24 protein-coding genes and 1 riboswitch are annotated in these 20,869 nt (G+C 76.1%); of the genes, 9 read left to right on the forward strand and 15 right to left on the reverse strand.

Annotation, left to right across the window (positions count from 1 at the left end):
* Positions 1-294: DUF4190 domain-containing protein (locus VEW93_06225; protein ID HYI61385.1), on the forward strand; the 294-nt coding region annotated here is incomplete at its 5' end.
* Positions 295-300: 6 nt separating this feature from the next.
* On the opposite strand, the gene lepA is transcribed toward VEW93_06225, so the two are convergent.
* Positions 301-2,085 carry a translation elongation factor 4 gene (gene lepA / locus VEW93_06230; GenBank protein ID HYI61386.1) on the reverse strand — a complete coding sequence of 595 codons (1,785 nt, stop codon included), beginning with the start codon at positions 2,083-2,085 and terminating at the stop codon, positions 301-303.
* Between the two features lie 137 nt (positions 2,086-2,222).
* Here lepA and rpsT point away from each other — a divergent pair, with 137 nt between their 5' ends.
* Complete coding sequence (gene rpsT, locus VEW93_06235; protein ID HYI61387.1) at positions 2,223-2,486, forward strand: 30S ribosomal protein S20; 264 nt, start codon at positions 2,223-2,225, stop codon at positions 2,484-2,486.
* A 78-nt stretch (positions 2,487-2,564) separates the two neighbouring features.
* Here rpsT and VEW93_06240 read toward each other — a convergent pair whose 3' ends face one another.
* The 11 genes from VEW93_06240 to VEW93_06290 form a co-directional block, all read right to left on the reverse strand.
* A complete protein-coding gene (locus tag VEW93_06240; protein HYI61388.1) occupies positions 2,565-3,563 on the reverse strand; it encodes a hypothetical protein in 999 nt (332 codons plus the stop codon).
* Complete coding sequence (locus tag VEW93_06245; GenBank protein HYI61389.1) at positions 3,563-3,811, reverse strand: hypothetical protein; 249 nt, start codon at positions 3,809-3,811, stop codon at positions 3,563-3,565. The genes VEW93_06240 and VEW93_06245 overlap by 1 nt, the downstream gene beginning before the upstream one ends.
* A gap of 9 nt (positions 3,812-3,820) precedes the next feature.
* On the reverse strand, positions 3,821-5,659 hold the full coding sequence (locus VEW93_06250; protein ID HYI61390.1) for a ComEC/Rec2 family competence protein: 1,839 nt from the start codon (positions 5,657-5,659) through the stop codon (positions 3,821-3,823).
* A complete protein-coding gene (locus tag VEW93_06255; GenBank protein ID HYI61391.1) occupies positions 5,656-6,450 on the reverse strand; it encodes a helix-hairpin-helix domain-containing protein in 795 nt (264 codons plus the stop codon). Before VEW93_06255 ends, VEW93_06250 begins: the two co-directional genes overlap by 4 nt.
* Positions 6,451-6,549: 99 nt before the next feature.
* Positions 6,550-6,891 carry a DUF4157 domain-containing protein gene (locus tag VEW93_06260; protein HYI61392.1) on the reverse strand — a complete coding sequence of 114 codons (342 nt, stop codon included), beginning with the start codon at positions 6,889-6,891 and terminating at the stop codon, positions 6,550-6,552.
* Positions 6,892-6,904: 13 nt separating this feature from the next.
* The gene (locus VEW93_06265) at positions 6,905-7,609 is read right to left on the reverse strand and encodes a tetratricopeptide repeat protein (GenBank protein ID HYI61393.1); all 705 of its coding nucleotides are present in this window, start codon (positions 7,607-7,609) and stop codon (positions 6,905-6,907) included.
* A gap of 70 nt (positions 7,610-7,679) precedes the next feature.
* A complete protein-coding gene (locus VEW93_06270; protein HYI61394.1) occupies positions 7,680-8,132 on the reverse strand; it encodes an SRPBCC family protein in 453 nt (150 codons plus the stop codon).
* Positions 8,133-8,177: 45 nt separating this feature from the next.
* Positions 8,178-8,945 (reverse strand): ABC transporter ATP-binding protein, encoded by a 768-nt coding sequence (locus tag VEW93_06275; GenBank protein HYI61395.1) that lies wholly within the window; start codon positions 8,943-8,945, stop codon positions 8,178-8,180.
* 4 nt (positions 8,946-8,949) lie between these two features.
* The gene (locus tag VEW93_06280; GenBank protein ID HYI61396.1) at positions 8,950-9,978 is read right to left on the reverse strand and encodes an ABC transporter substrate-binding protein; all 1,029 of its coding nucleotides are present in this window, start codon (positions 9,976-9,978) and stop codon (positions 8,950-8,952) included.
* The gene (locus VEW93_06285) at positions 9,975-10,835 is read right to left on the reverse strand and encodes an ABC transporter permease (protein ID HYI61397.1); all 861 of its coding nucleotides are present in this window, start codon (positions 10,833-10,835) and stop codon (positions 9,975-9,977) included. The genes VEW93_06280 and VEW93_06285 overlap by 4 nt, the downstream gene beginning before the upstream one ends.
* Positions 10,832-11,554: a thiamine diphosphokinase gene (locus tag VEW93_06290; protein ID HYI61398.1), complete on the reverse strand. Its 723-nt coding sequence runs from the start codon at positions 11,552-11,554 to the stop codon at positions 10,832-10,834. Before VEW93_06290 ends, VEW93_06285 begins: the two co-directional genes overlap by 4 nt.
* Before the next feature lie 56 nt (positions 11,555-11,610).
* Positions 11,611-11,752: riboswitch (TPP riboswitch) on the reverse strand.
* A 38-nt stretch (positions 11,753-11,790) separates the two neighbouring features.
* Between VEW93_06290 and VEW93_06295 the strand changes: the two genes are divergently transcribed.
* Genes VEW93_06295 through VEW93_06310 form a run of 4 tightly spaced genes read left to right on the forward strand, consistent with a single transcriptional unit; the run spans position 11,791 to position 15,559 of the window.
* Positions 11,791-12,690 (forward strand): oxygenase MpaB family protein, encoded by a 900-nt coding sequence (locus tag VEW93_06295; GenBank protein HYI61399.1) that lies wholly within the window; start codon positions 11,791-11,793, stop codon positions 12,688-12,690.
* Positions 12,691-12,731: 41 nt separating this feature from the next.
* Positions 12,732-13,880, forward strand: coding sequence for an acyl-CoA dehydrogenase family protein (locus VEW93_06300; protein ID HYI61400.1), 1,149 nt, complete (start codon positions 12,732-12,734; stop codon positions 13,878-13,880).
* Positions 13,881-13,924: 44 nt separating this feature from the next.
* Complete coding sequence (locus VEW93_06305) at positions 13,925-14,773, forward strand: hypothetical protein (protein ID HYI61401.1); 849 nt, start codon at positions 13,925-13,927, stop codon at positions 14,771-14,773.
* 54 nt (positions 14,774-14,827) lie between these two features.
* Positions 14,828-15,559, forward strand: coding sequence for an MOSC domain-containing protein (locus VEW93_06310; protein HYI61402.1), 732 nt, complete (start codon positions 14,828-14,830; stop codon positions 15,557-15,559).
* 5 nt (positions 15,560-15,564) lie between these two features.
* Here the strand turns inward: VEW93_06310 and VEW93_06315 are convergent, their stop codons facing one another.
* Together VEW93_06315 and VEW93_06320 are read right to left on the reverse strand one after the other, a co-directional pair.
* Positions 15,565-17,115 carry an SDR family oxidoreductase gene (locus VEW93_06315; protein HYI61403.1) on the reverse strand — a complete coding sequence of 517 codons (1,551 nt, stop codon included), beginning with the start codon at positions 17,113-17,115 and terminating at the stop codon, positions 15,565-15,567.
* Positions 17,112-17,606 carry a helix-turn-helix transcriptional regulator gene (locus VEW93_06320; protein ID HYI61404.1) on the reverse strand — a complete coding sequence of 165 codons (495 nt, stop codon included), beginning with the start codon at positions 17,604-17,606 and terminating at the stop codon, positions 17,112-17,114. Before VEW93_06320 ends, VEW93_06315 begins: the two co-directional genes overlap by 4 nt.
* A gap of 112 nt (positions 17,607-17,718) precedes the next feature.
* Between VEW93_06320 and gmd the strand changes: the two genes are divergently transcribed.
* Genes gmd through cofE form a run of 3 tightly spaced genes read left to right on the forward strand, consistent with a single transcriptional unit; the run spans position 17,719 to position 20,427 of the window.
* Positions 17,719-18,699 (forward strand): GDP-mannose 4,6-dehydratase, encoded by a 981-nt coding sequence (gene gmd, locus VEW93_06325; GenBank protein ID HYI61405.1) that lies wholly within the window; start codon positions 17,719-17,721, stop codon positions 18,697-18,699.
* A 34-nt stretch (positions 18,700-18,733) separates the two neighbouring features.
* Entirely contained in the window at positions 18,734-19,684 is a 951-nt protein-coding gene (gene cofD / locus VEW93_06330; protein HYI61406.1) for a 2-phospho-L-lactate transferase, read from the forward strand.
* Between the two features lie 44 nt (positions 19,685-19,728).
* Complete coding sequence (gene cofE, locus VEW93_06335; GenBank protein ID HYI61407.1) at positions 19,729-20,427, forward strand: coenzyme F420-0:L-glutamate ligase; 699 nt, start codon at positions 19,729-19,731, stop codon at positions 20,425-20,427.
* A 15-nt stretch (positions 20,428-20,442) separates the two neighbouring features.
* On the opposite strand, the gene VEW93_06340 is transcribed toward cofE, so the two are convergent.
* On the reverse strand, positions 20,443-20,869 hold a 427-nt coding region (locus VEW93_06340), incomplete at its 5' end, for an NDP-sugar synthase (GenBank protein HYI61408.1).

Raw genomic sequence — 20,869 nt, forward strand, 5'->3', positions numbered from 1 at the left:
GCCCTGGTCACCTCGTTCTTCCTCATCGGCGGCGTCCTCGGGCTCGTCGCCATCATCCTCGGGATCGTGGGCCTCGTCCGCGTCCGGCGGGGCCAGGCGACCAACTCCGGCATGGCCATCGCCGGGATCGTCACCGGAGCGCTCGCCATCCTGATCGCAGTCGTCGTCGGCGTCTTCCTGGCCGACAACGCCGACGAGATCGAGGACCTCGGCGACTGCCTCGAGGACGCGAACACCGAGCAGGAGCGGGACGACTGCGCCAACCGGTTCGAGGACGAGGTCGACCCGAACTAGCGGCGCTCAGTCGTCCAGTCTGAGCGCGGAGATGAAGGCCTCCTGGGGCACCTCCACGCGCCCGATCGACTTCATCCGGCGCTTGCCCTCCTTCTGGCGCTCGAGGAGCTTGCGCTTGCGGGTGATGTCGCCGCCGTAGCACTTGGCCAGCACGTCCTTGCGCTTGGCCTTGACCGTCTGGCGGGCGATGAACTTGCCCCCCACCGCGGCCTGGATGGGCACGTCGAAGAGCTGCCGGGGGATCAGCTCCTTCAGCTTCTCGCACATGCGCCGGCCGTAGTCCTGGGCCTTGTCCCGGTGGACGATCATGCTGAAGGCGTCGACCGGCTGGGCGTTGAGCAGCACGTCCACCTTGACCAGGGCCGAGGTGCCGTAGCCGTCGGGCTCGTAGTCGAGGCTGGCGTAGCCCTGGGTGCGGCTCTTCATCTGGTCGAAGAAGTCGGTGACCACCTCGGCCAGGGGCAGGCGGTAGCGCAGCTCGACCCGCTCGGGGGACAGGTACTCCAGCTTGAGCATGTCGCCCCGCCGGTTCTGGCACAGCTCCATGAGGGTGCCCGTGTAGTCGGCGGGGGTGAGGATGCTGACCGACAGCCACGGCTCGTCGATGTGGTCCACCGAGGTGACCGGCGGCATCTCGGAGGGGTTGTCGATCTCCACCACCTCGCCCTTGGTGGTGTGCACCAGGTAGGCCACGGACGGGGCGGTGGCGATGAGGCTCAGGTCGAACTCCCGCTCCAGGCGCTCCCGCACGATCTCCATGTGCAGCAGGCCCAGGAACCCGCACCGGAAGCCGAAGCCCAGGGCGCCGGAGCTCTCGGGCTCGTAGGTGAAGCTGGAGTCGTTGAGCCGCAGCCGCTCCAGCGCCTCCCGCAGGTCGGGGAACTCGTCGGCGTCGATGGGGTACAGCCCGCAGAACACCATGGGCTTGGGGTCGCGGTAGCCCTCCAGGGCCTCCTCGGCCGGGCTCACGGCGTCGGTGACGGTCTCGCCGGAGCGGGCCGCCCCCACGTCCTTGATGCCGGCGATGAGGTACCCGGTCTCTCCCGGGCCCAGCGCGTCGACCGGGATGGGGTCCGGGGAGCGGACGCCGATCTCCTCGGCCCCGTGGGTGGCCCGGGCCTGCATGAACCGGAGCTTGGCCCCGGAGCGCAGGGTCCCGTCCATGACCCGCACCGAGCTGACCACGCCCCGGTACTGGTCGAAGTGGCTGTCGAAGATGAGGGCCCGGAGGGGAGCCTCGGCGTCGCCCACCGGGGCGGGGATGCGCTCGATCACGGCGTCTAGCAGCGCCTCGACACCCTCGCCGGTCTTGGCGCTGATGCGCAGCACCTCCTCCGCCGGGATGCCCAGCACGGTCTCGATCTCCTGGGCGCACCGGTCGGGCTCGGCGGCCGGCAGGTCGATCTTGTTCATGCAGGCCACGATCTCGAGGTCGTTCTCCAGGGCCAGGTAGCAGTTGGCCAGGGTCTGGGCCTCGATGCCCTGGGCCGCGTCGACCAGGAGGACCACGCCCTCGCAGGCGGCCAGCGACCGGCTCACCTCGTAGCCGAAGTCGACGTGGCCGGGGGTGTCGATCAGGTTGATGATGTGGTCGCGCCACGGCAGGCGCACCGACTGGAGCTTGATGGTGATGCCCCGCTCCCGCTCGATGTCCATCGAGTCGAGGTACTGGGCCCGCATGTTCCGGGCGTCGACGGCGCCGCTCAGCTCCAGCACCCGGTCCGACAACGTGGTCTTGCCGTGGTCGATGTGGGCGATGACGGAGATGCAGCGGATGCGGTCGAGGTCCATGGCGGTCCGTCGAGCCTACCGATCACCCCTCCGGGGCCCGGCCTCCGTCCGCGGGCCGCACCGCATGTGACGGGGCGGGACCCCGGCCGGTAGAGTCTCCGGGCCCCAATGAGACGACCTCCGACGACGAGGACCCCGTGGCCAACATCAAGAGCCAGATCAAGCGCAACCGCCAGAACGAGAAGCGCCGCGTCCGCAACAAGACGGTGCGCTCCGAGCTGCGCACCCGCACCAAGGCCGCGGCCACCACCGCCCAGGCCGGCGGCGACGAGGCGGCCGAGGCCCTGCGCCTGGCCCTCAAGCGCATCGACAAGGCCGCGGCCAAGGGCGTGATCCACAAGAACCAGGCCGCCCGCCGCAAGTCGCGCCTGGTCAAGCGGCTCGCCTCCTCCGAGGCCTGACCCACCCCCGGCCCCGGCCGGGACAGCACGTCGAGAGCACGAGCGCCGGCCCGCCCGGCGCTCGTGCCGCGCTCGGCCTCAGCGGCGGGTGCGGGGGCGGCGGGCCAGGCGGGCCACGAGGACCTCGAGCACGAGCTCGTCGGGCCAGCCCTGCGTGCCGCGCAGGGCCAGGTCGGCGTCGGCCAGCAGGCCCACGGCCCGGCGGATGCCGTCGGGGCCCAGGGCCCGGCTCTGGCTCAGGGCCTTCTTGGCCGGGAACGTGGAGCCCTTCAGGCCCAGCACCTCGGCCGCCTCCTTCTCGCTGCGGGCCCCGGCCCCGTCCAGGCGGAGCATCTTGGCGTAGTGGCCGTGGAGGGTGGCCATGACCTGGAGGGCGTGGCGCTCGCCGCCGTGGAGCATGCGCCGCAGCTTGGCCAGGGCCACCGACGTGTCACCGGAGTCGATGGCGTCGGTGAGCTCCCAGGGCGGCACCCCCCCGGCCTCGCCCAGCCACGGCCGCACGTCGTCGGCCCGCAGGTGGGCGCCGTCGCCGTGGATGCCCACCAGCCGCTCGGCCAGCTCCACCACCGCCCCCGCGCTCTCGCCCAGCCGCTCGGCCACCAGGCCGGCCGCCCCCCGGTCGAGGCGCAGGCCGTGGTGCGACATCTGCTCGACCACCCACGCCTCCCGGTTGCGGGCCGGCGGGTCGGGGTCGACGACGTCACCCCCGGCGTCCTTGACCGCCTTGCTGAGCGACGGCGGCAGCTTGGCCGGGCGGGCCCCGGGCTCCGGGCTGCGCTCCCACACCAGGACCAGGTCGGTGGTGTCGACCGGGTGGGCCAGGTGGTCGAGGAGGGGGCGCAGGGCCTCGGCGTTGGTGAAGCGCTGGAGGTGGCGGGCCACCACGATGCGCTTGTCGGTCAGGAAGGGCAGGGTGGTGGCGGCGTCGACCACGGCGGCCAGCGGGTACTCGGGGCCGGCCTGCTCGTCGACCAGCAGGCCCCGGTCACCGTCCCTCACCAGCGTCTCGACCAGGCCGACCAGGGCCTCCTCCCGCAGGACGTCGTCGGACCCCTTGAGCAGGGTGACCGAGCCCATCAGCCCGGGGCCCCCGGCCGGGCCGCGGCGATGGCGTCGACGACGTGGGCGGCGCGCCGGGCCGCGGCCGGCTCCCGGGTCCGGACGGTGCGGGCCCCGGCCATGCGGGCCGCGGCCACCGTCGCGGCCACGCCCTCGCGCCCCTGGTCGCCCGTGTCCACGTCGACCGGGCCGGGGTGGTCGGGCCCCACCACGGCCAGGGGCGGGACCGGCCCGGGGGCGGGGGACGAGCCGGCGTCGGGGACCACGATCGGACCCTACCGCCCGCTCCCCGGCGGGCAGGGCGGGTCGGCGGGGAGGCGGACGCAGGCCGCCGCCTCCCCGGTGCGGACCACCTCGACGGTCCCCAGGCGGAGCGGGGGCGTGGCCGCCGGCGGAGCCCGACCCAGGTCCCAGGACCGGCCCACCCGGGCCCGATGACGGGCCGCCCGCTCCTCGCCGGCGGCGCCCGGGCCCGGGCCCACCACCAGGAGGTCGACCTGCACCACGCCGGCCCGGCGCAGGCCGGCCAGCGTGGCCGCCGGCCCGGCGCCGGGCTCCACCACCACGACGGTGGCCCCACCCGAGCGCCACACGGTCAGGCCCGGAGCGCGGTGCACGGCCGGTGGCCGCCGCAGGGCCACGGCCGGTGCCACCAGCGACCCGGCCAGCGCCACCAGGGCCAGGCCCCGGAGGACCCGGCCGACCCGGAGCGGAGGCCAGGGGCCCCGGCCCCGCCGCAGGGCCACCAGGACCCCGAGGGCCACCACGGCCACGGCCAGGTGGGGGGCCCGCACCTCGCCGAGGTGCACGGAGGCGGCCCCCCGGGCCACGGCCGACAGGGCGGCCAGGGCCAGGTCGGTGGGACGGTGCAGGGCGCCGTCCCACGGGGGGCCCAGCGCGCCGGCGGCCAGGCCCGCGGGCAGGCCCCAGGTCATGACCAGGGCGGCGGCCGGGGCGGCCAGCAGGTTGGCGGGCAGCGAGGCCACGGGCACGCCGCCGAAGGCCCCCAGCACCAGGGGCGCCACCCCCAGCTGGGCTGCAGCGCTGACCGAGGCGGCCGCCGCCAACGGTCGGGGGCCGGGGAGCACGGCGGCCAGGGGCGGGCCCAGGACGAGGATGCCGAGGGTGGCGGCCACCGAGAGCTGGAAGCCCAGGGACCGGGCCAGCAGCGGGTCGACCAGCACCAGGCCGGCCACGGCCAGGGCCAGGAGCTGGAGGCCCGGCGTGGGTCGGCCCCGGGCCGCGGCCACCGCCGCCCCGCCGGCCATGGCCACGGCCCGCAGCACCGACGGCTCGCACCGGGTGGCCACCGCCACCAGGCCCAGCAGGGCCACCACCGCGGCCAGCCGCCCCGCCGGGCCCAGGAGCTGCAGGCCGGGCGAGGCCAGGGCCAGCACGAAGGCCACGTTCTGGCCCGACACGGCCAGCAGGTGGGCCAGGCCGGAGCCGCGGAAGTCGTCGACCGCCTCCGGGGACTGGTCCCGGTCGTCCCCCAGCACCAGGCCCCGGTAGAGGGCGCGCCGCTCCTCCCCCAGCGGCGCGGCGCCGGCCACCAGCAGGCGGCGCACGTGGTTGGCGGCCCGCCACGGGGGGGCGGCCTGGGGCCCGGCCCGGGCCGAGCGGGCCCGCACCTCGGCCGCCACGTGGCGCACCCGCAGCCAGGCCGCGTCGTCGGGCAGGGCCCGGAGCCGCCCGGCCACCACCACCCGCTCGCCCGCCAGGCGGGCCGCCACCACCTCCCCGGCCGCGCCGTCGGCCACCAGCAGGACGTGGCGGCCCTCCAGCCGGGCCACGGCCTCGACCGTCCCCCAGCGCGACTCGGGGTCGGTGACCAACGTGGCCGTGCCGGCCACCGGGCCCGGGGGCGGGGGGGCCGTCCCGTCGAGGGCCCGGGCCCCGAGCGCCGAGGCGGCCAGGGCCACCGGCACGGCCAGCAGCACCGGCCGGCGGGCGGCCACCACCACCAGCAGGAAGCCGGCCGGGACCAGCAGCGACAGCGGGCGGCCGGCCAGGGCGCCGGCCCAGGCGGCCACCGCCACGACCACGGCCCCGACCGGGTCCAGGGCCCGGGTGGGCCGGGGCGGTGGTGGGACGGCGGGGAGCGGCGCGGTCACACCGTCACCAAGGGGCGGAGCTGCTCGAGCTTGGCCTCGCCGATGCCCCGGACGTCGATCAGCTCGTCCACCGACCGGAAGCCGCCGTTCTCCTCCCGGTGGGAGATGATGGCCGCGGCCGTGGCCGGGCCCACCCCGGGCAGCTCGTCGAGGGCGGCCTCATCCGCGGTGTTGAGGTCGACCGGGCCGGCCGCCGTGGCCTCGCCGCCCGCCCCCGCCGGCCCCGGGGCCGTGGCCGGTCCGGCGCCGCCCTCCGGCCCGACCGCCGGGGGAACCTCCTCCCCCGCCCGGGGCACGTAGACCCGAGCCCCGTCGGCCAGCGGGGCGGCCAGGTTCAGCCGGGAGGCATCGGCGTCGGGTCCCAGCCCGCCGGCCGCCCGCACCAGGTCGTCGACCCGGGCCGCCGGGTCCAGCCGGTACACCCCGGGGCGGGCCACGGCCCCGGCGGCGTGGGCCACGACCTCGGTGGGCGCCGTCGAAGCCGCCGGGCCCGCAGCCGGCGGCCCTCCCGGCCCGCCGGGTGGCGCCGGGGCCGGCGCGGTGGAGGCCGGGGGGATGGCCTCCTCGACCGGCGAGGGCGCCGGCCGCAGGAGCCAGAGCCCGAGCCCGACGGCGACGGCCCCGACGGCCAACCCGGCCAGGACCCGCCGGCCGTCGCCCCACCGGCGGCGGGCCTCGTCGAGGCGCTCCCGCCAGTCGAGCGGGGGCGGGGGGCGGGGCGGGCCCGGCGGCGGGAGGGCACCGGGCCGCGGGGGGTCGCCGGCCGGCGAGGGATCGAGGGGGTCGGGCAACGGGCGCCTCCCGGCTCGGGCCGCCGGGCGCGCCGGCGGACGAGGTGCGATGGGGGAAGCGCAACGCCCGGGTCGCCACGGCCCGGGCCGGGGCCGTCCCTACCCCGGGTCGGGGTGGGCCGAACCGGCCCCGGGGGCCAGGTCGGGGCGGCGGACCCGCCACTCGGCCTCGACCTCCAGCCCCAGGCGGCGGTAGGCGGCCCAGTGGGGCCAGCCGCGGAGCCGCTGGCGCAGGTAGTCGGCCAGGTAGGCGACCAGGAAGGCGGCCACCCCCCGCTCGGCGTACTGGCGGACGTGCTGGCGCTCGTGGGCCAGGAGGTGGGCGTCGTCGGCCGAGCGGCGTCGCACCGAGACCAGCCGCCCGACGGTGATGGCCGCCGCCCCCCGGGGCACCGGCCCCCCGACCCAGAGCCAGTAGCCGTCGCCGCGCTGCAGGCTCATCGTCGCCACCCGCTCAGAACAGCCGGCTGGTGAGGGCCTTGCGGTACCGGGCGGTGCGCGGGTCCTCGGGGCCCAGCAGCTCCAGCAGGTCGAGCATCTCCTGGCGGGCCTCCTGGTCCCCGGGGGCCCGGTCGAGCAGGTCGTCGAGGCGGGTGTCGACGTCGTCGCCGGCGGGGGCGGCACCGGTCCGGGCCCGGGCCGCGATGCGGCGGGTCTCGGCCGACTCGGGGACGCGGGCCAGCAGGTCGAGGGCCTCCTCGGGCTCGCCCTCGGTGACCAGCGCGTCGGCCAGGGCGGCGATGACCTGCTCGTCGCCGGGGGCCAGCTCCAGGGCCTGGCGCAGGGAGGCCACGTCACCGGCGGCCACCAGGGCCGCCAGCCGGCCCTCCTCGGCGGTGGGCAGGAGGGCCTGCACGAAGGCCTCGACCGCGTCGCGGCCCTGGGCCCCGACGAAGCCGTCGACCACCTTCCCCTTCTTCAGGGCGTAGACGGCGGGGATGCCCTGGACCTGGAAGGCCTGGGACACCTGGGGGTTGTCGTCCACGTTGACCTTGGCCAGCACCACCTGGCCCTCGGTGGCGGCCACCGCCTCCTCCAGGAGGGGGCCGAGCTGCGTGCAGGGGCCGCACCACGGCGCCCACAGGTCGACCACCACCGGCGTGGCCTGCGAGCGCTCGACGACGTCCTGGTCGAAGGTGGCATCGGTGACGTCGACCATGGGGCGCCTCCTCGAGCGGTCGGTGCGGGCGCTCAACCTACCGGCGACCCCGGGCCGGCCGGCGCGTCGGTCAGGCCGAGGGGGTGCCGGCGGCCAGGGCGGCCAGGCGGGGGCGGGAGCGGTCGATCTCGTCCCGCAGCAGCTTCTCCAGGACGGGACCGAAGAGGCCCCCCCCGTAGTGCAGGTGCATCACCAGCCGGGCCTCGTCCCCCCGCTCCGCCACCTCGGCCCGCAGGACCCAGGGCGAGTGCTGGCGGCCGTCGTGCTCACGGCGCTCGAAGGTGGCCCGGTGGGGCACATCGTGCTCGGTGCGCACCATGCGGAGGCGCTTGGCCCGGGCCAGGGGCCCGAGGCGGGCCCGCAGGTCGATGGACCAGGCCGGCCCCTCGTCGTCGGGGTGGGGCGCAGCCGGCTCGGCCCGGCTGACCAGGCCCAACCACTCGGGGTAGAGGGCCAGATCCTCGACCCAGGCGAACAGGGCCCCGGGCCCGGCCGCGGCGTCCATCTCGACGGTGACGTCCACCGGGCCAGCATGCCCGACCTCCCGGCCCCGGCCCCACCCGACCGGTCAGGGGCGCAGGGCGGCCAGGAGCCGGGCCCGGGCCGCGGCCCAGGCCGGGTCGGTGAGCAGCTCGGGGCCCCGGGGGCGGGGGAAGGCCACGGGCTCGACCGCCACCACCCGGCCGGGCCGGGCCGACAGCACCACCACCTCGTCGGCCAGGGTCAGGGCCTCGTCCACGTCGTGGGTGACCAGCAGGGCGCTGCGCCGATCTGCCTCCCACACCTCCTCCAGCCAGCCGTAGAGGTCCCGGCGGGTGAGGGCGTCGAGGGCCCCGAACGGCTCGTCCAGCAGCAGCGGGGCCCGGCCGGTGAGGAAGGTGCGGGCGATGGCCACCCGCTGGCGCATCCCCCCGGACAGCTGGGCCGGCCAGGCCCGCTCGAACCCGGCCAGCCCGAACCGGCCCAGCAGGGCGGTGGCCCGGGCCCGGGCCTCGGCCCGGTCCACCCCGGCCAGCTCGGCCCCCAGGGCGGCGTTGCCCACCACCCGCCGCCAGGGCAGGAGGGCGTCGCGCTGGGGCTGGTAGGCGCAGCGCCCGGGGCGGCCGGCCACGTCGTGGCCGTCGACGGCCACCGTGCCGGCGAGGGGCGCGACCAGGCCGGCCACCACCCGCAGCAGGGTGCTCTTGCCGCACCCCGACGGGCCGAGAACGGCCACGAACCGGCCGGGGCCGACGTCGAGGTCGAGGTCGGCCAGCACCTCGGCGGCCCCGAAGGCGTGGGCCAGGCCCCGCACCCTGACCGCCCCGGCCCCGGCCGGGGGCGCGCCGCCGGCCACCCGCTCAGGCCCCGGGGAGGAAGCGGTCGGTGTAGGCCGCATCGACGTCGATGGCCTCGTCGATGAGCCCGGCCTCGACCAGGAAGGTCACGAAGAGGGTCCAGCGCTCGGCCTCCATGCGGCCCCAGGCCGCCGGGTCGGCGGCGTAGCGGGTGGCCAGGTAGGCGCTGCTCCGCTCGACCAGGTCCCGGTCCAGCTCGGGCACGGCCTCCAGCAGGGCGTCCGCTGCGGCCTGAGGCTGGGCCATGGCCTGGCGGTAGCCCCGGGCGGTGGCGGCCATGAAGGCGGTGAGCACCTCGGGCCGCTCGGCGATCTCCTCCTCGCTGGTGGCCAGCATGGGCGTGTACCAGTCGGGGATGCAGTCGTCGTGGTCCACGAAGGGGATGGTGGCGGTGTCCAGCCCGTCGATCTCGGCCAGGCGGATGCCGTCCCACCCGTCGAAGATCCACACCGCGTCGTACTGGTCGGCGGTCAGCCCCACCCGGTAGTCGGCTTCGCCCACCTCGGCGAAGCGCACCGTGTCGGGGTCGCCGCCGTCGCACCGGACCATGGCCCGGACCAGGGCCTCCTCCAGCACCCCGCCGTAGCCGCCGTAGGTCTTGCCGGCCAGGTCCCGGGGCCGGGTGATGCCGTCGGCGGCCAGGGACAGGAGGCTGGAGGTGTTGTGCTCGACGACCCCGGCCAGGCCGACCACGGGGACGCCGGTGGCCCGGGCCGGGATCAGCTCCTCCTGCACGGTGAAGGCCACGTCGGCCTCGCCGGCGGCCAGCAGGGGCAGGGACCCCGCGTCGCCGGGCTCGACGATCTCCACGTCCAGGCCGGCCTCGGCGTACCAGCCCTCGGCCTGGGCCAGGTAGACCCCGGCGTGGTTGGTGTTGGGGCTCCACTCCAGGACCACGGTGACCGTCTGGCGGCCCCCGGCCGCGGTGCCGCCGTCCCCCCCCTCGTCGCCCCCGCAGCCCACGGCGGCCAGGAGCAGGACCAGGGCCACCAGCGGGGACAGGTGGGCGGGACGGGGGCGGGTGGTGGTCACGGGGACACCTCGGAGGGGACGACGGGGACGGACGGGGTGAGCGGGACGGCGACGGGGCGGCCCGAGGCGCCCTGCCAGGGGGCGGCCAGGCGGCCGAGCAGGCCGGCCAGGCCGTAGAGGGCGGCGGACAGGAGGGCCACGGCGGCCACGGCCACGAAGATGCGGTCGACCAGGAAGCTCTGCTTGGAGCGGTTGATGAACACGCCCAGGCCCCGGTCGCCGCCGTTGGCCTCGCCGATGACGGCGCCGGCCACCGCGTAGGCCGACGAGATGCGCAGGCCGGCGAAGAAGGCGGGCACGGCGGCGGGGAGGCGCACGACCCGCAGCAGCGTGCCGGTGCGCCCGCCCAGGGCCCGCACCAGGTCCACCAGCTCGTCGTCGGCCCCGTCCAGGCCGGCCGTGGTGCTCACCACCACCGGGAAGAAGGTGATGAGGGCGACCAGCACCACCTTGGGGGTGAGGCCGATGCCGAACCAGATGAGGAACAGCGGGGCCAGCACGATCATGGGGACGGTCTGGCTGGCCACCAGCACCGGGCCCAGGCTGCGCCGGGCCAGGGGCACGGCCACCACCAGCAGGGCCAGGCCCGCCCCCATCAGGGCCCCGAGGCCCAGGCCCAGCACCGTCTCGGTCAGGGTGGCCTCCAGGTGGCGGGGCAGCAGGTGGGCCGAGTCGACCGCGGTGCGGGCCACCCGGCTGGGGGCGGGCAGCACGTAGTGGGGCGTGCCCCGGGCCCGGACCCAGGCCTCCCAGCCGGCCAGGAGCACGGCCACCAGGGCCACGGGGGGCAGGGCCCGAGCGGCCAGCCCGGTCCCGGGACTCCGGGCGGCGGGGACGTCACGGCGGCCCGGGGTCACGCCGGTCCCCCGCGCTGTTCGGCCCCGGGCGGGAGCCCGCCGGCGGCCGGGTCCCCCGCCGGCCGGGGGGGCACGACCGGGCGGCGGTCGGCGGCCGGGTCGAGGGCGTGGGGCCGGATGACAGCCACGACGCCCTGCCCCACCCGGACCCGGGCCGGGCGGGCGGCCACCTCGTTGCTCATGCCCCAGGTGGTGCCGGGCCGCAGGGTGGCCCCGGCCAGGGGCCAGCGCAGGCCCTCGGTGTCCACCCCGGTGGCCGGCCCGTTGATCGGGACCAGCGACACCGTCTCGGCCACCCGGGCCCCCACCACCACCTCGTCGGTGGCCATGAGCAGGTGGGCGACCCCCATCCAGGCCTCCACCACCCGGCCGGGGGCGGCCGCCGCGGCGATGGCGCCCAGGTTGGCCAGGGCGTGGTCGATCCGGCCGCCGTCGCCCCCCACCACCACGATCCGGGCCGGCTGGTGGTCCAGGGCGGCGGCCAGGGCCAGCTCCAGGTCGGTGGCGTCCTTGTCGGGGGGGTGGCGCTCGATGCGGGTCCCGCCGGCAGCCAGGTCGGCCTGCCGGGCCTCGCTGAGCGAGTCCATGTCGCCCACCAGGAGGTCGATGTCCAGGCCCAGGGCGGGGGCCAGGCCGGCCCCCGAGTCGGCCGCCACCACCAGGTCGGCGGGGGGCAGGGCCAGGGCCGGGTGGGGGGCCGCGCCCCCGGTGAGGACCACGACGGTGGGGCGTCGGCCCGGCGGGCGCGCCGGGAGCCCGGGGCGGTCCGATGGCGGGAGTGGTGTCATGCGCGTCCCTCCGCTGGCATTACCCAGAGCAGGTTCACGGGTCGGTGGAGCGCCGGCCGCCCCGACGGATCGAGGCGACGGCCGTCCACCCTCTCAGCCCGGCTGCCCCGAGCTCCCCGGCGGTCACCGCCCAACCTAGCGGACGGTTCCGCCGGTACCGTGGGCCCATGGGACCGGTGCTGGATCCCCGTGCCGCGGTCCGGGCCCTGGCCCGGGCGGTGGAGCCGGGCCGCGGGGGCGAGCCGGCCGGGGCGGCCGACGTCCTCGACGTCGACGATCCCGACCCCGGGTGGTTCGGCCCCGACAGCGCGGCGTGGCGCCTGCACGGCGACGCCGCCACCGTCATCGCGGGCTTCCGGGCCCTGCTCCTCCAGGCCCTGCACCCGCTGGTCATGGCCGGGGTGGCCCAACACTCGTCGTTCCGCCACGACCCGTGGGGCCGCCTGGACCGCACGGCCCGGTTCCTGGTGGCCACCGTCTACGGGGGCACCGCCGATGCCGAGCGGGCGGTGGCGGTGGTGCGCCGGGTCCACCGCCACGTGCGGGGGACGGCCCCCGACGGCCGGCCCTACGACGCCGCCGATGCGCACCTGGTGACCTTCGTGCACGTCACCGAGATCGACTCGTTCCTGGCCGCCGACCGGGCCTATGCCCGCCGGCCCCTGAACCGGGCCGAGGCCGATCGCTACTGCGCCGAGATGGCGGTGGTGGCCGAGCGCCTGGGGGGCGAGCCGGCCCCCCGCACCGCGGCGGCCACCCGGGCCTGGCTGGCCGAGCGCCGGCCCGAGCTGGGCCTGGGCCGGGACGGCCGGGCCACGGTGCGCTTCCTGCTCAACCCGCCGGTGCCCCTGCTGGCCCGGCCGGCCCACGCCGCGGTGGCCACCGCCGCGGTGGGGCTGTTGCCCGGGTGGGCCCAGCGGTCGCTCCTGCTGCCGGCCGTGCCGCCGGTGGACGCCCTGGTGGTTCGGCCCGGGGTCAACGTCCTGCTGGCCACGTTCCACTGGGCCTTCCCCTCCGGTGGGAGCCTGGCCGATCGCCGGGCCCGGGCGGTGGCCGCCGGGGCCTGAGGGGACGGCTGGGGCCGAGGCCTCCCGGTACGGTGCCGGGCATGCGTCGCACCCTGTTCTCCGACGAGCACGACCAGTTCCGGGCCAGCGTCCGGGCCTTCGTCGAGAAGGAGGTCGTCCCCTCGTTCCTGGACTGGGAGCGGGACGGGATCGTGCCCCGGGAGCTGTTCGCGGCGGCCGGGTCGCACGGGTTCCTGGGCATGGCCGTGCCCGAGCGCCACGGCGGCGGCGGGGTCGACGACTTCCGCTTCAACCTGATCCTGGGCGAGGAGCTGGCCTACGCCGGGACGGGAGGGGCCGGCCTGGGCCTGACCCTCCACAACGACATCTGCCTGCCGTACTTCCTGTCGCTGGCCACCGAGGAGCAGAAGGAGCGCTGGCTGCCCGGCATCTGCTCCGGTGAGCTGGTCACCGCCATCGCCATGACCGAGCCGGCCATCGGCTCCGACCTGGCCGGCATGGCCACCACCGCCTTTCGCGACGGCGACCGCTACGTCGTGAACGGGTCCAAGACCTTCATCACCAACGGCATCAACGCCGACCTGGTCATCACCGCGGTGAAGACCGACCCGACCCAGCGCCACAAGGGCATGAGCCTGGTGGTGCTGGAGCGGGGCATGGCCGGCTTCGAGCGGGGCCGCAACCTCGAGAAGGTGGGCCTCCACAGCCAGGACACGGCCGAGCTGTTCCTGACCGACGTTGAGGTGCCGGTGGAGAACCTGCTGGGCGCCGAGGGGCAGGGCTTCGTCCACCTGGTCCACAACCTGCCCCAGGAGCGGCTGTCCATCGCCGCCGCCGGCGTGGCCGCGGCCGAGGCCGCCCTGGGGTGGACCCTGGACTACGTGAAGGAGCGCACCGCCTTCGGCCAGCCGGTGGGCTCGTTCCAGAACAGCCGCTTCGAGCTGGCCACCCTGCGCACCGAGATCGACATCGCCCGGGTGTTCGTGGACCGCTGCGTCGAGGCCCTGGATGCCGGCGAGCTGACCGCCGAGGAGGCGGCCGAGGCCAAGTGGTGGTGCACCGAGCTGCAGAAGCGCACCGTGGACCGCTGCCTGCAGCTCCACGGGGGCTACGGCTACATGCTCGAGTACCCCATCGCCCGGGCCTACCTGGACGCCCGCATCACCACCATCTACGGGGGCACCACCGAGATCATGAAGGAGATCGTGGGCCGCTCCCTGGGGGTCTGAGCACCCCGACGGCCGGGGCCGGGGCCGCCGTAGGGTGCGGGCCCATGGTCGACACCGCCACCGCCCGCCGGCTCTACCAGCGCCTCGAGCCGCTGCACGCCTTCGTCTACTTCTCGCCCGAGGCCAACCTCCGGTACCAGCAGCTCGGCCTGGCCGGCCAGGACGGCTACTTCGCCTCCCGGGCCGCGGCCATGGGCGCGGTGGGCTCCGAGGTGGTGGTGGCCACCTTCTTCAACTTCCAGCCCGCGCTGGTGCGCGCCGCCCTGCCCGGGGCCTGGGACGTGACCTCGCCCCGGGAGGTGCTGGAGGCCCGCCTGGACGGGGCCGACGAGACGCTGCGCCGGGTGCTGGGCGACCTGGTCGACCACCCCGACCTGGCCGAGGTGGTCGACCTGGCCCGCACCGCGGCGGAGGCCTGCTCCCCCCAGGGCCGGCCCCTGTACGCGGCCCACGCCGCCCTGGCCTGGCCCGAGCCGCTGCACCTCCAGCTGTTCCACGCCGTGACCCTGCTGCGCGAGCACCGGGGTGACGGCCACGTCGCGGCCCTGACCCTGGAGAACCTGAACCACGGCGACGTGCTGGTCACCCACGCGGCCAGCGAGGCCATGGGCCTGCCGGAGGAGATCCTCCAGCTCACCCGGGGCTTCACCGACGAGGAGTGGCAGGCGGCCAAGGGCAGCCTCCGGGACCGGGGCATCCTGGACGCCGAGGGGCGCCTCACGGCCGAGGGCACGGCCCTGCGCCAGCGCATCGAGGACCGCACCGACGACGCCGCCCTCCCCCCGTGGCAGGCCCTGGGCGACGACGGCTGCGCCCGGCTCCTGGAGCTGTCGGCCCCGTTCAGCCGGGCCGTGGTCAAGAGCGGGGTCTTCGGGGGGCGGGCCCGGGGCTGACGGCGGGCCGGAACCCGCAGGCCCGACGGCGCCCCCACCGGCCATGATCCGGAGGTGATCGCCCTGGGACCCCATCGCTTCAGCACCCACGACGCCGAGGCCACCGTGGGCCACGGCCCCCTGCTGGTCGACCTGCTCACCGACGGGCTGCCCGAGGGCGCCGTCGACGGGGCGACGGCGACCACCCTGGCCGGCCACCGGGCCGCCGTGGTCGGCGTGGTGGAGGACGAGGGCGCACCCCTGGAGGAGCGCCTGGCCGCGGTGTGGGACCGGTGGCGGGCCGCAGCCGCCGCCCTGCGGGCCTCCGGCGCTCTGGGGCCGGCGGCCGAGGGGACGGTGGCCCACCTGGCCACCTCGGACGGGGGCGTGCCCAAGGCCTCGGTCGATCGGGTGGAGGTGACCTGGGGCGGGGTGGTCGGTGACCGCCAGGCCAAGCGCGAGCACCACGGCCGGCCCTGGCAGGCCCTGTGCCTGTGGAGCACCGAGGTCATCGACGGCTTCGTGGCCGCCGGCGACCGGCTGGCCCCGGGCCGGGCCGGCGAGAACGTGACGGTCACCGGCCTGCCCTGGGACCGGGTCCGGCCCGGGGCCCTGCTGACCCTGGGTGCCGTGACCTGCGAGGTGTGGGCCTGGTCCCTGCCGTGTCGCAACAACGCCCAGTGGTTCGCCGACGGCCGGTTCGACCGCATGCACCACAGCCGGGGCCCGGTGAGCCGGGTCTACGCCGCGGTGGTGGAGCCCGGGGCCATCGCGGTGGGCGACCGGGTGGTGCTGGCCGGCCCCTGAGGCCGCTACCAGTCGGTGGGGGCGTAGTCCTTCAGGAACTGGCCCCACACGTGGGTGCCGGTGTTGAAGCCGTCGATGATGGGGTCGACGATGCGGGCCGCCCCGTCCACGATGTCGAGGGGCGGGTGGAAGCGGTGCTCGGCCCGCTTCTGCTCGGCGATGGCCGCCGGGTCCTCGTCGCTGACCCAGCCGGTGTCCACGCTGTTCATGTGGATGCCCTCGGCGTGGTAGTCGGCGGCCGAGGTGCGGGTCATCATGTTGAGGGCGGCCTTGGCCATGTTGGTGTGGGGGTGCTTGGTGGTCTTGAACCGCCGGTAGAACTGGCCCTCCACGGCCGAGACGTTGACGATGTGCTTGTCCCGCTCCGGGGTGCGCAGCAGCAGCGGCTTGAGCCGGGCGTTGAGCACGAACGGGGCCACGGCGTTGACCAGCTGGGTCTCCAGCAGCTCCACGGTGGGCACCTCGTGCAGGGTGAGGCGCCACGAGTTGCGACCCCGCAGGTCGACCTGCTGGAGGTCCTGGTCCAGGCGCCCGGCCGGGAACAGGCGCCCGTCGGGCCGGTCCTCGGGCAGCAGCCGGGCCTGGGACAGCAGGGCGGCCCGGGCCGAGGGGTCGAGGTCGCGCCCCTCCCCGAGGGCCGGCACCCCGTCGACCAGGTGGGCCCCCCGCAGGCCGTCGTGGTCGCCCAGGAGGGCCCGGGCCTCGGCCGGCAGGGTGGCCAGGGCCGCGGTCTCGGCCTCCATCATGTGGGCGTAGAAGTCGGGGGGGCGGCGCACGGTCTGGCAGGCGTTGTTGACCACGAAGTCCAGGCGGTGGCGGGTGGCCAGCAGGTGGCGGCACAGGTCCTCGACGCTGGGGGTGTGGCGGAGGTCGAGGCCGAAGATCTCCAGGCGGTCGGCCCACTCGGCGCCATCGGGCTCCCGGGCGTAGCGGAGGGCGGCGTCGCGGGGGAACCGGGTGGTGACGATGAGCGACGCCCCGGCCCGCAGCAGCTTGATCCCGGCCTGGTAGCCGATCTTGACCCGCCCGCCGGTGAGCAGGGCCACCCGGCCCGTCAGGTCGGCGGTCTCGGTGCGCTTGGCGTGGTTGTGCTCGGCGCACGGGGGGCAGAGCTGGTCGTAGAAGTGGTGGACCCGGTCGTAGTGCCGCTTGCACACGTAGCAGTGCCGTTCCTCCCCCACCGCGGCGGGGTCGGCCCGGGCCTCGTCCTCGCCGTCCACCTCGACGGGCTCGCCGTCCTCGGGGGCGAACACGTTGGGCGTGGTGAACACCGGCCGGGCCCGCAGGGAACGGATGCCGGTGGCGTCCAGCACCTGCTCGTCGCGCTGGCGCTTCTCGACCTTCTCCCGGCGGCGCCGGGCCTTGGCCTGCCGCCGGCGGGCCTCGACGTCGGGGCTGAACACGTCGCCGGCGGCGTTGAGGAAGCGGACCCGCTCGTCCTCGGGCAGGGCCCGCAGGTGGGACCGGTCGGCGGCCACCGCCTCCAGCAGCTCGGTGGCGGCCCGCAACCGGTCGGCCACGTCGTCGGGGTGCTCGTCCCCCCGCTCCTCGCTCACCGCCCGTCCAGCCGACGGCGGGCGGCGGCCAGGCGGTCCGCCTCGCCGGGGTCGTGGATCGAGGCGGCCAGCTTGGCCAGGGCGCTCCGCCACCGGGCCCGGAGCCGTTCCCCCGCCGCGGTGTCGGTGACGGCCGCGTCGGGGCCCTCGACCCAGGCCAGGTCGGCCTCCATGAGGGCGATCTGGTGCTCGACCTCGGTGTGGCGGGCGACGACGAGGGGGAGCCGGTCGGCCTTGGCCGGGGGGTAGTCGGTGCCGCCCACCAGGTCGTGGGGCTCCATGTCGAAGGTGCCGGCCAGCAGGGTGACGGTGCGGGCATCGGGCGAGTTGATGCCCGCCTCCAGGTGCGAGACCGCCACCCGGGAGATGCCGAGGCGGTCGGCCAGCTGCTGCTGGGTCCAGCCCCGCCCGGTGCGCAGCACGCCGATGCGCACCGCCAGCGAGCTGGTGCCCGTCGGCCGGCCCGGCCACGTGGGCTCCCAGGTCGTCACCCTCCCAGGGTGCCACGTGGTGGTGGGCCGATCCCGGTCCGCCCCGACCTCGGCGTCATCGTGCCAACCCAGTTGGCAGACGGGCCGGGCCGGGTCGTCCACACTCGCCCCCATGACCAAGCGTGCGCTCATCACCGGCATCACCGGCCAGGACGGCTCCTACCTGGCCGAGCTCCTGCTCGACAAGGGCTACGAGGTCATCGGCATGGTGCGCCGCAGCTCGACGGTGAACTTCGAGCGCATCGCCCACATCCAGGACCGCATCACCTTCGTCCCCGGCGACCTGCTGGACGAGGTGTCGATGATCAACATCCTCTCCGAGCACCGCCCGGAGGAGGTCTACAACCTGGCCGCCCAGTCGTTCGTGCAGACCAGCTTCGGCCAGCCCGTCCTGACCGGCGAGATCACCGGCCTGGGCGTGACCCGCATCCTGGACGCCATCCGCATCGCGGATCCGTCCATCCGCTTCTACCAGGCGTCGTCGTCGGAGATGTTCGGCAAGGTGGTCGAGGTCCCGCAGTCCGAGGCCACGCCCTTCTACCCCCGCTCCCCCTACGGCGTGGCCAAGGTCTACGGCCACTGGATCACGGTGAACTACCGGGAGTCCTACGACCTCCACGCCTCCAGCGGCATCCTGTTCAACCACGAGTCGCCTCGCCGGGGCCTGGAGTTCGTGACCCGCAAGATCAGCCACGCCGTGGCCCGCATCAAGCTGGGCCAGCAGGACGAGCTGCGCCTGGGCAACCTCGACGCCCAGCGCGACTGGGGCTTCGCCGGCGACTACGTCGACGCCATGTGGCGCATGCTCCAGCAGGACGGCCCCGACGACTACGTGGTGGCCACCGGCGAGACCCACCCGGTCCGCGAGTTCTGCGAGCTGGCCTTCGGCCACGTGGGCCTGGACTACGAGCAGTACGTGAAGATCGACGAGCGCTTCTTCCGCCCCGCCGAGGTCGAACTGCTGGTGGGCACGCCGGAGAAGGCCCGGAAGGTCCTGGAGTGGACGCCCACGACGTCGTTCCCGGAGCTGGTCCGGATGATGGTCGACGGTGACCTGGCCCTCCTCAGCGGTGACCTCGACAGCATCCGCTGAGGGGGCCGCGGGCGCCCGTCGGTAGGGTCCCCCCGTGATCTGCGTGCTGGCCGGGGGCGTGGGGGCGGCCCGCCTGCTGGCCGGGCTGGTGCAGGTGGTCCCGCCGGCCGAGATCACGGTCATCGGGAACGTGGGCGACGACGTGGAGCTGCACGGGCTGCACGTGTCGCCCGACCTGGACACCATCACCTACACCCTGGCCGACCAGGTCGACCCCGAGCGGGGCTGGGGCCTGCGGGACGAGACGTGGCGGGCCATGGAGATGGTGGGCCGCTACGGGGGCATCGACTGGTTCAACCTGGGGGACCGGGACCTGGGCACCCACCTGTACCGCACCCAGCGGCTGGCCGAGGGGGCGGCGCTGAGCACCGTCACCGCCGAGATCGTGGCCGCCTGGGACCTGGGCCTGACCCTGCTCCCGGTCACCGACGACCCGCTGCGCACCCGGGTCACGGTGGTCGACCCCGACGCCGAGCGGGAGGTCGGTTTCCAGGAGTGGTTCGTGCAGCGCCGCCACGCCGTGCCCGTGACCGGCCTGCGCTTCGTGGGCGCCGCCGACGCCCTGCCGGCCCCCGGCGTGCTGGAGGCCCTGGACGCGGCCGAGGCCGTCGTCGTCGCCCCGTCCAACCCCCTGGTCTCCATCGGGCCCCTGCTGGCCGTGGACCAGGTGGCCGAGGCGGTGCGGGCCCGGCGGGCCACCACGGTGGCGGTGTCGCCCATCGTGGCCGGCGCCGCCCTCAAGGGCCCGGCCGACCGGCTGATGGCCGACCTGGGCCACGAGCCGTCGGTGGCCGGCGTGGCCCGCCTCTACCGCGACGTGGCCTCCACCCTGGTGATCGACGGGGCCGACGCCGGAGCCGCCGAGGCGGTGGCGGCCGAGGGCGTGACCCCCGTGGTGGCCCGCACCGTCATGTCGGACCGGGACGTGGCCGCCGGCCTGGCCCGGGCCGTGCTGGCCACGGTGGGCGTGGAGACCTGGTCGTGAGCCACGGCCCGGCGGGACCCACGCCCGCACCGGCCCGGCTGGAGGTGTGGGGCGTGCGTGGCATCGGGGAGGTGACCCGGGCCGCGGACGTGGCCGGGATGATCGCCGGCGCGGTGCGGGCCCAGGGCGACGAGCTGCGCGACGGCGACGTGGTGGTGGTGACCCAGAAGGTGGTGTCCAAGGCCGAGGGCATGCTCGTGGCCGTGGACCCCGATGATCCTCGGGGGCACAAGCCGCTGGTCGAGCGGGAGTCGGTGCGCGTCCTGCGCCGCCGGGGGGACCTGGTGATCAGCGAGACCCGCCACGGGTTCGTGTGCGCCAACGCCGGCATCGACCTGTCCAACGTGGACCGGGGCTGGGCGGCGCTGCTGCCCGAGGATTCGGACCGCTCGGCCCGGCGCATCCGCGACGGCCTGCGCGGGCGCTTCGGCGTCACCGTCGGCGTGATCGTGAGCGACACCTTCGGGCGGACCTGGCGCCGCGGGGTGACCGACGTGGCCATCGGCTGCGCCGGCGTGGCCGCGGTGGTCGACCTGCGGGGCACGACCGACGCGCTGGGACGCGAGCTGCAGGTCACCGAGGTGGCGGTGGCGGACGAGCTGGCGGCCGCCGCCGAACTGGTGATGGGTAAGTCATCGGGGATCCCGGCGGCGGTCGTGCGGGGGGTGGACGCGGGCTGGTTCCGCACGGGCAGCGTGCGCGACGAGATCGTGCGGCGGCCCCACGAGGACCTGTTCCGGTAACCCGCTCGGGGGGTTTCAGTCGGGGTCGGGCAGGCGGGCGCCGCTGAGCTGCGCGCCGGGCTCGACGGTGCCCTCGCCGATCACCGACAGGTCGGTGAGCGTGGCCCCCCGGCCGACGACCACGCCGGTCCCCACGATCGAGCCCAGCACCTGGGCGCCCGGCTCCACGACCGAGCCGGGGAGCAGCACGCTGTCGACGACCTTGGCGTCACCCTGCACGTGGGCGCCGCCCATGACCACGGAATGGTCCACCGAGGCGGCGTCGTCCACACGCGCGTCGGGCGCCACCGCCGCCTCCGACCCGCCCCGGACCCCGTCGATCAGGTCCAACTGCGACTGCAGGTAGGTCTCCGGCGTGCCGGCGTCGATCCAGTAGCAGTCGTCGTGCAGGCCGAACAGGCTGCCGCCGGCCACCATGGCGGGGAACGTCTCCCGCTCGATG

The sequence above is a fragment of the Acidimicrobiales bacterium genome (assembly GCA_035630295.1).
Taxonomy (GTDB): Bacteria; Actinomycetota; Acidimicrobiia; order Acidimicrobiales; family Iamiaceae; genus Iamia.

Coding starts and splice junctions, on each gene's coding strand:
- lepA (HYI61386.1), bottom strand. CDS start 2,085: ATGGACCTCGACCGCATCCGCTGCATCTCCGTCATCGCCCACATCGAC.
- VEW93_06240 (HYI61388.1), bottom strand. CDS start 3,563: ATGGGCTCGGTCACCCTGCTCAAGGGGTCCGACGACGTCCTGCGGGAG.
- VEW93_06260 (HYI61392.1), bottom strand. CDS start 6,891: ATGAGCCTGCAGCGCGGCGACGGCTACTGGCTCTGGGTCGGGGGGCCG.
- VEW93_06265 (HYI61393.1), bottom strand. CDS start 7,609: ATGGTCGACGTCACCGATGCCACCTTCGACCAGGACGTCGTCGAGCGC.
- VEW93_06295 (HYI61399.1), top strand. CDS start 11,791: ATGGGACCGGTGCTGGATCCCCGTGCCGCGGTCCGGGCCCTGGCCCGG.
- VEW93_06300 (HYI61400.1), top strand. CDS start 12,732: ATGCGTCGCACCCTGTTCTCCGACGAGCACGACCAGTTCCGGGCCAGC.
- VEW93_06305 (HYI61401.1), top strand. CDS start 13,925: ATGGTCGACACCGCCACCGCCCGCCGGCTCTACCAGCGCCTCGAGCCG.
- gmd (HYI61405.1), top strand. CDS start 17,719: ATGACCAAGCGTGCGCTCATCACCGGCATCACCGGCCAGGACGGCTCC.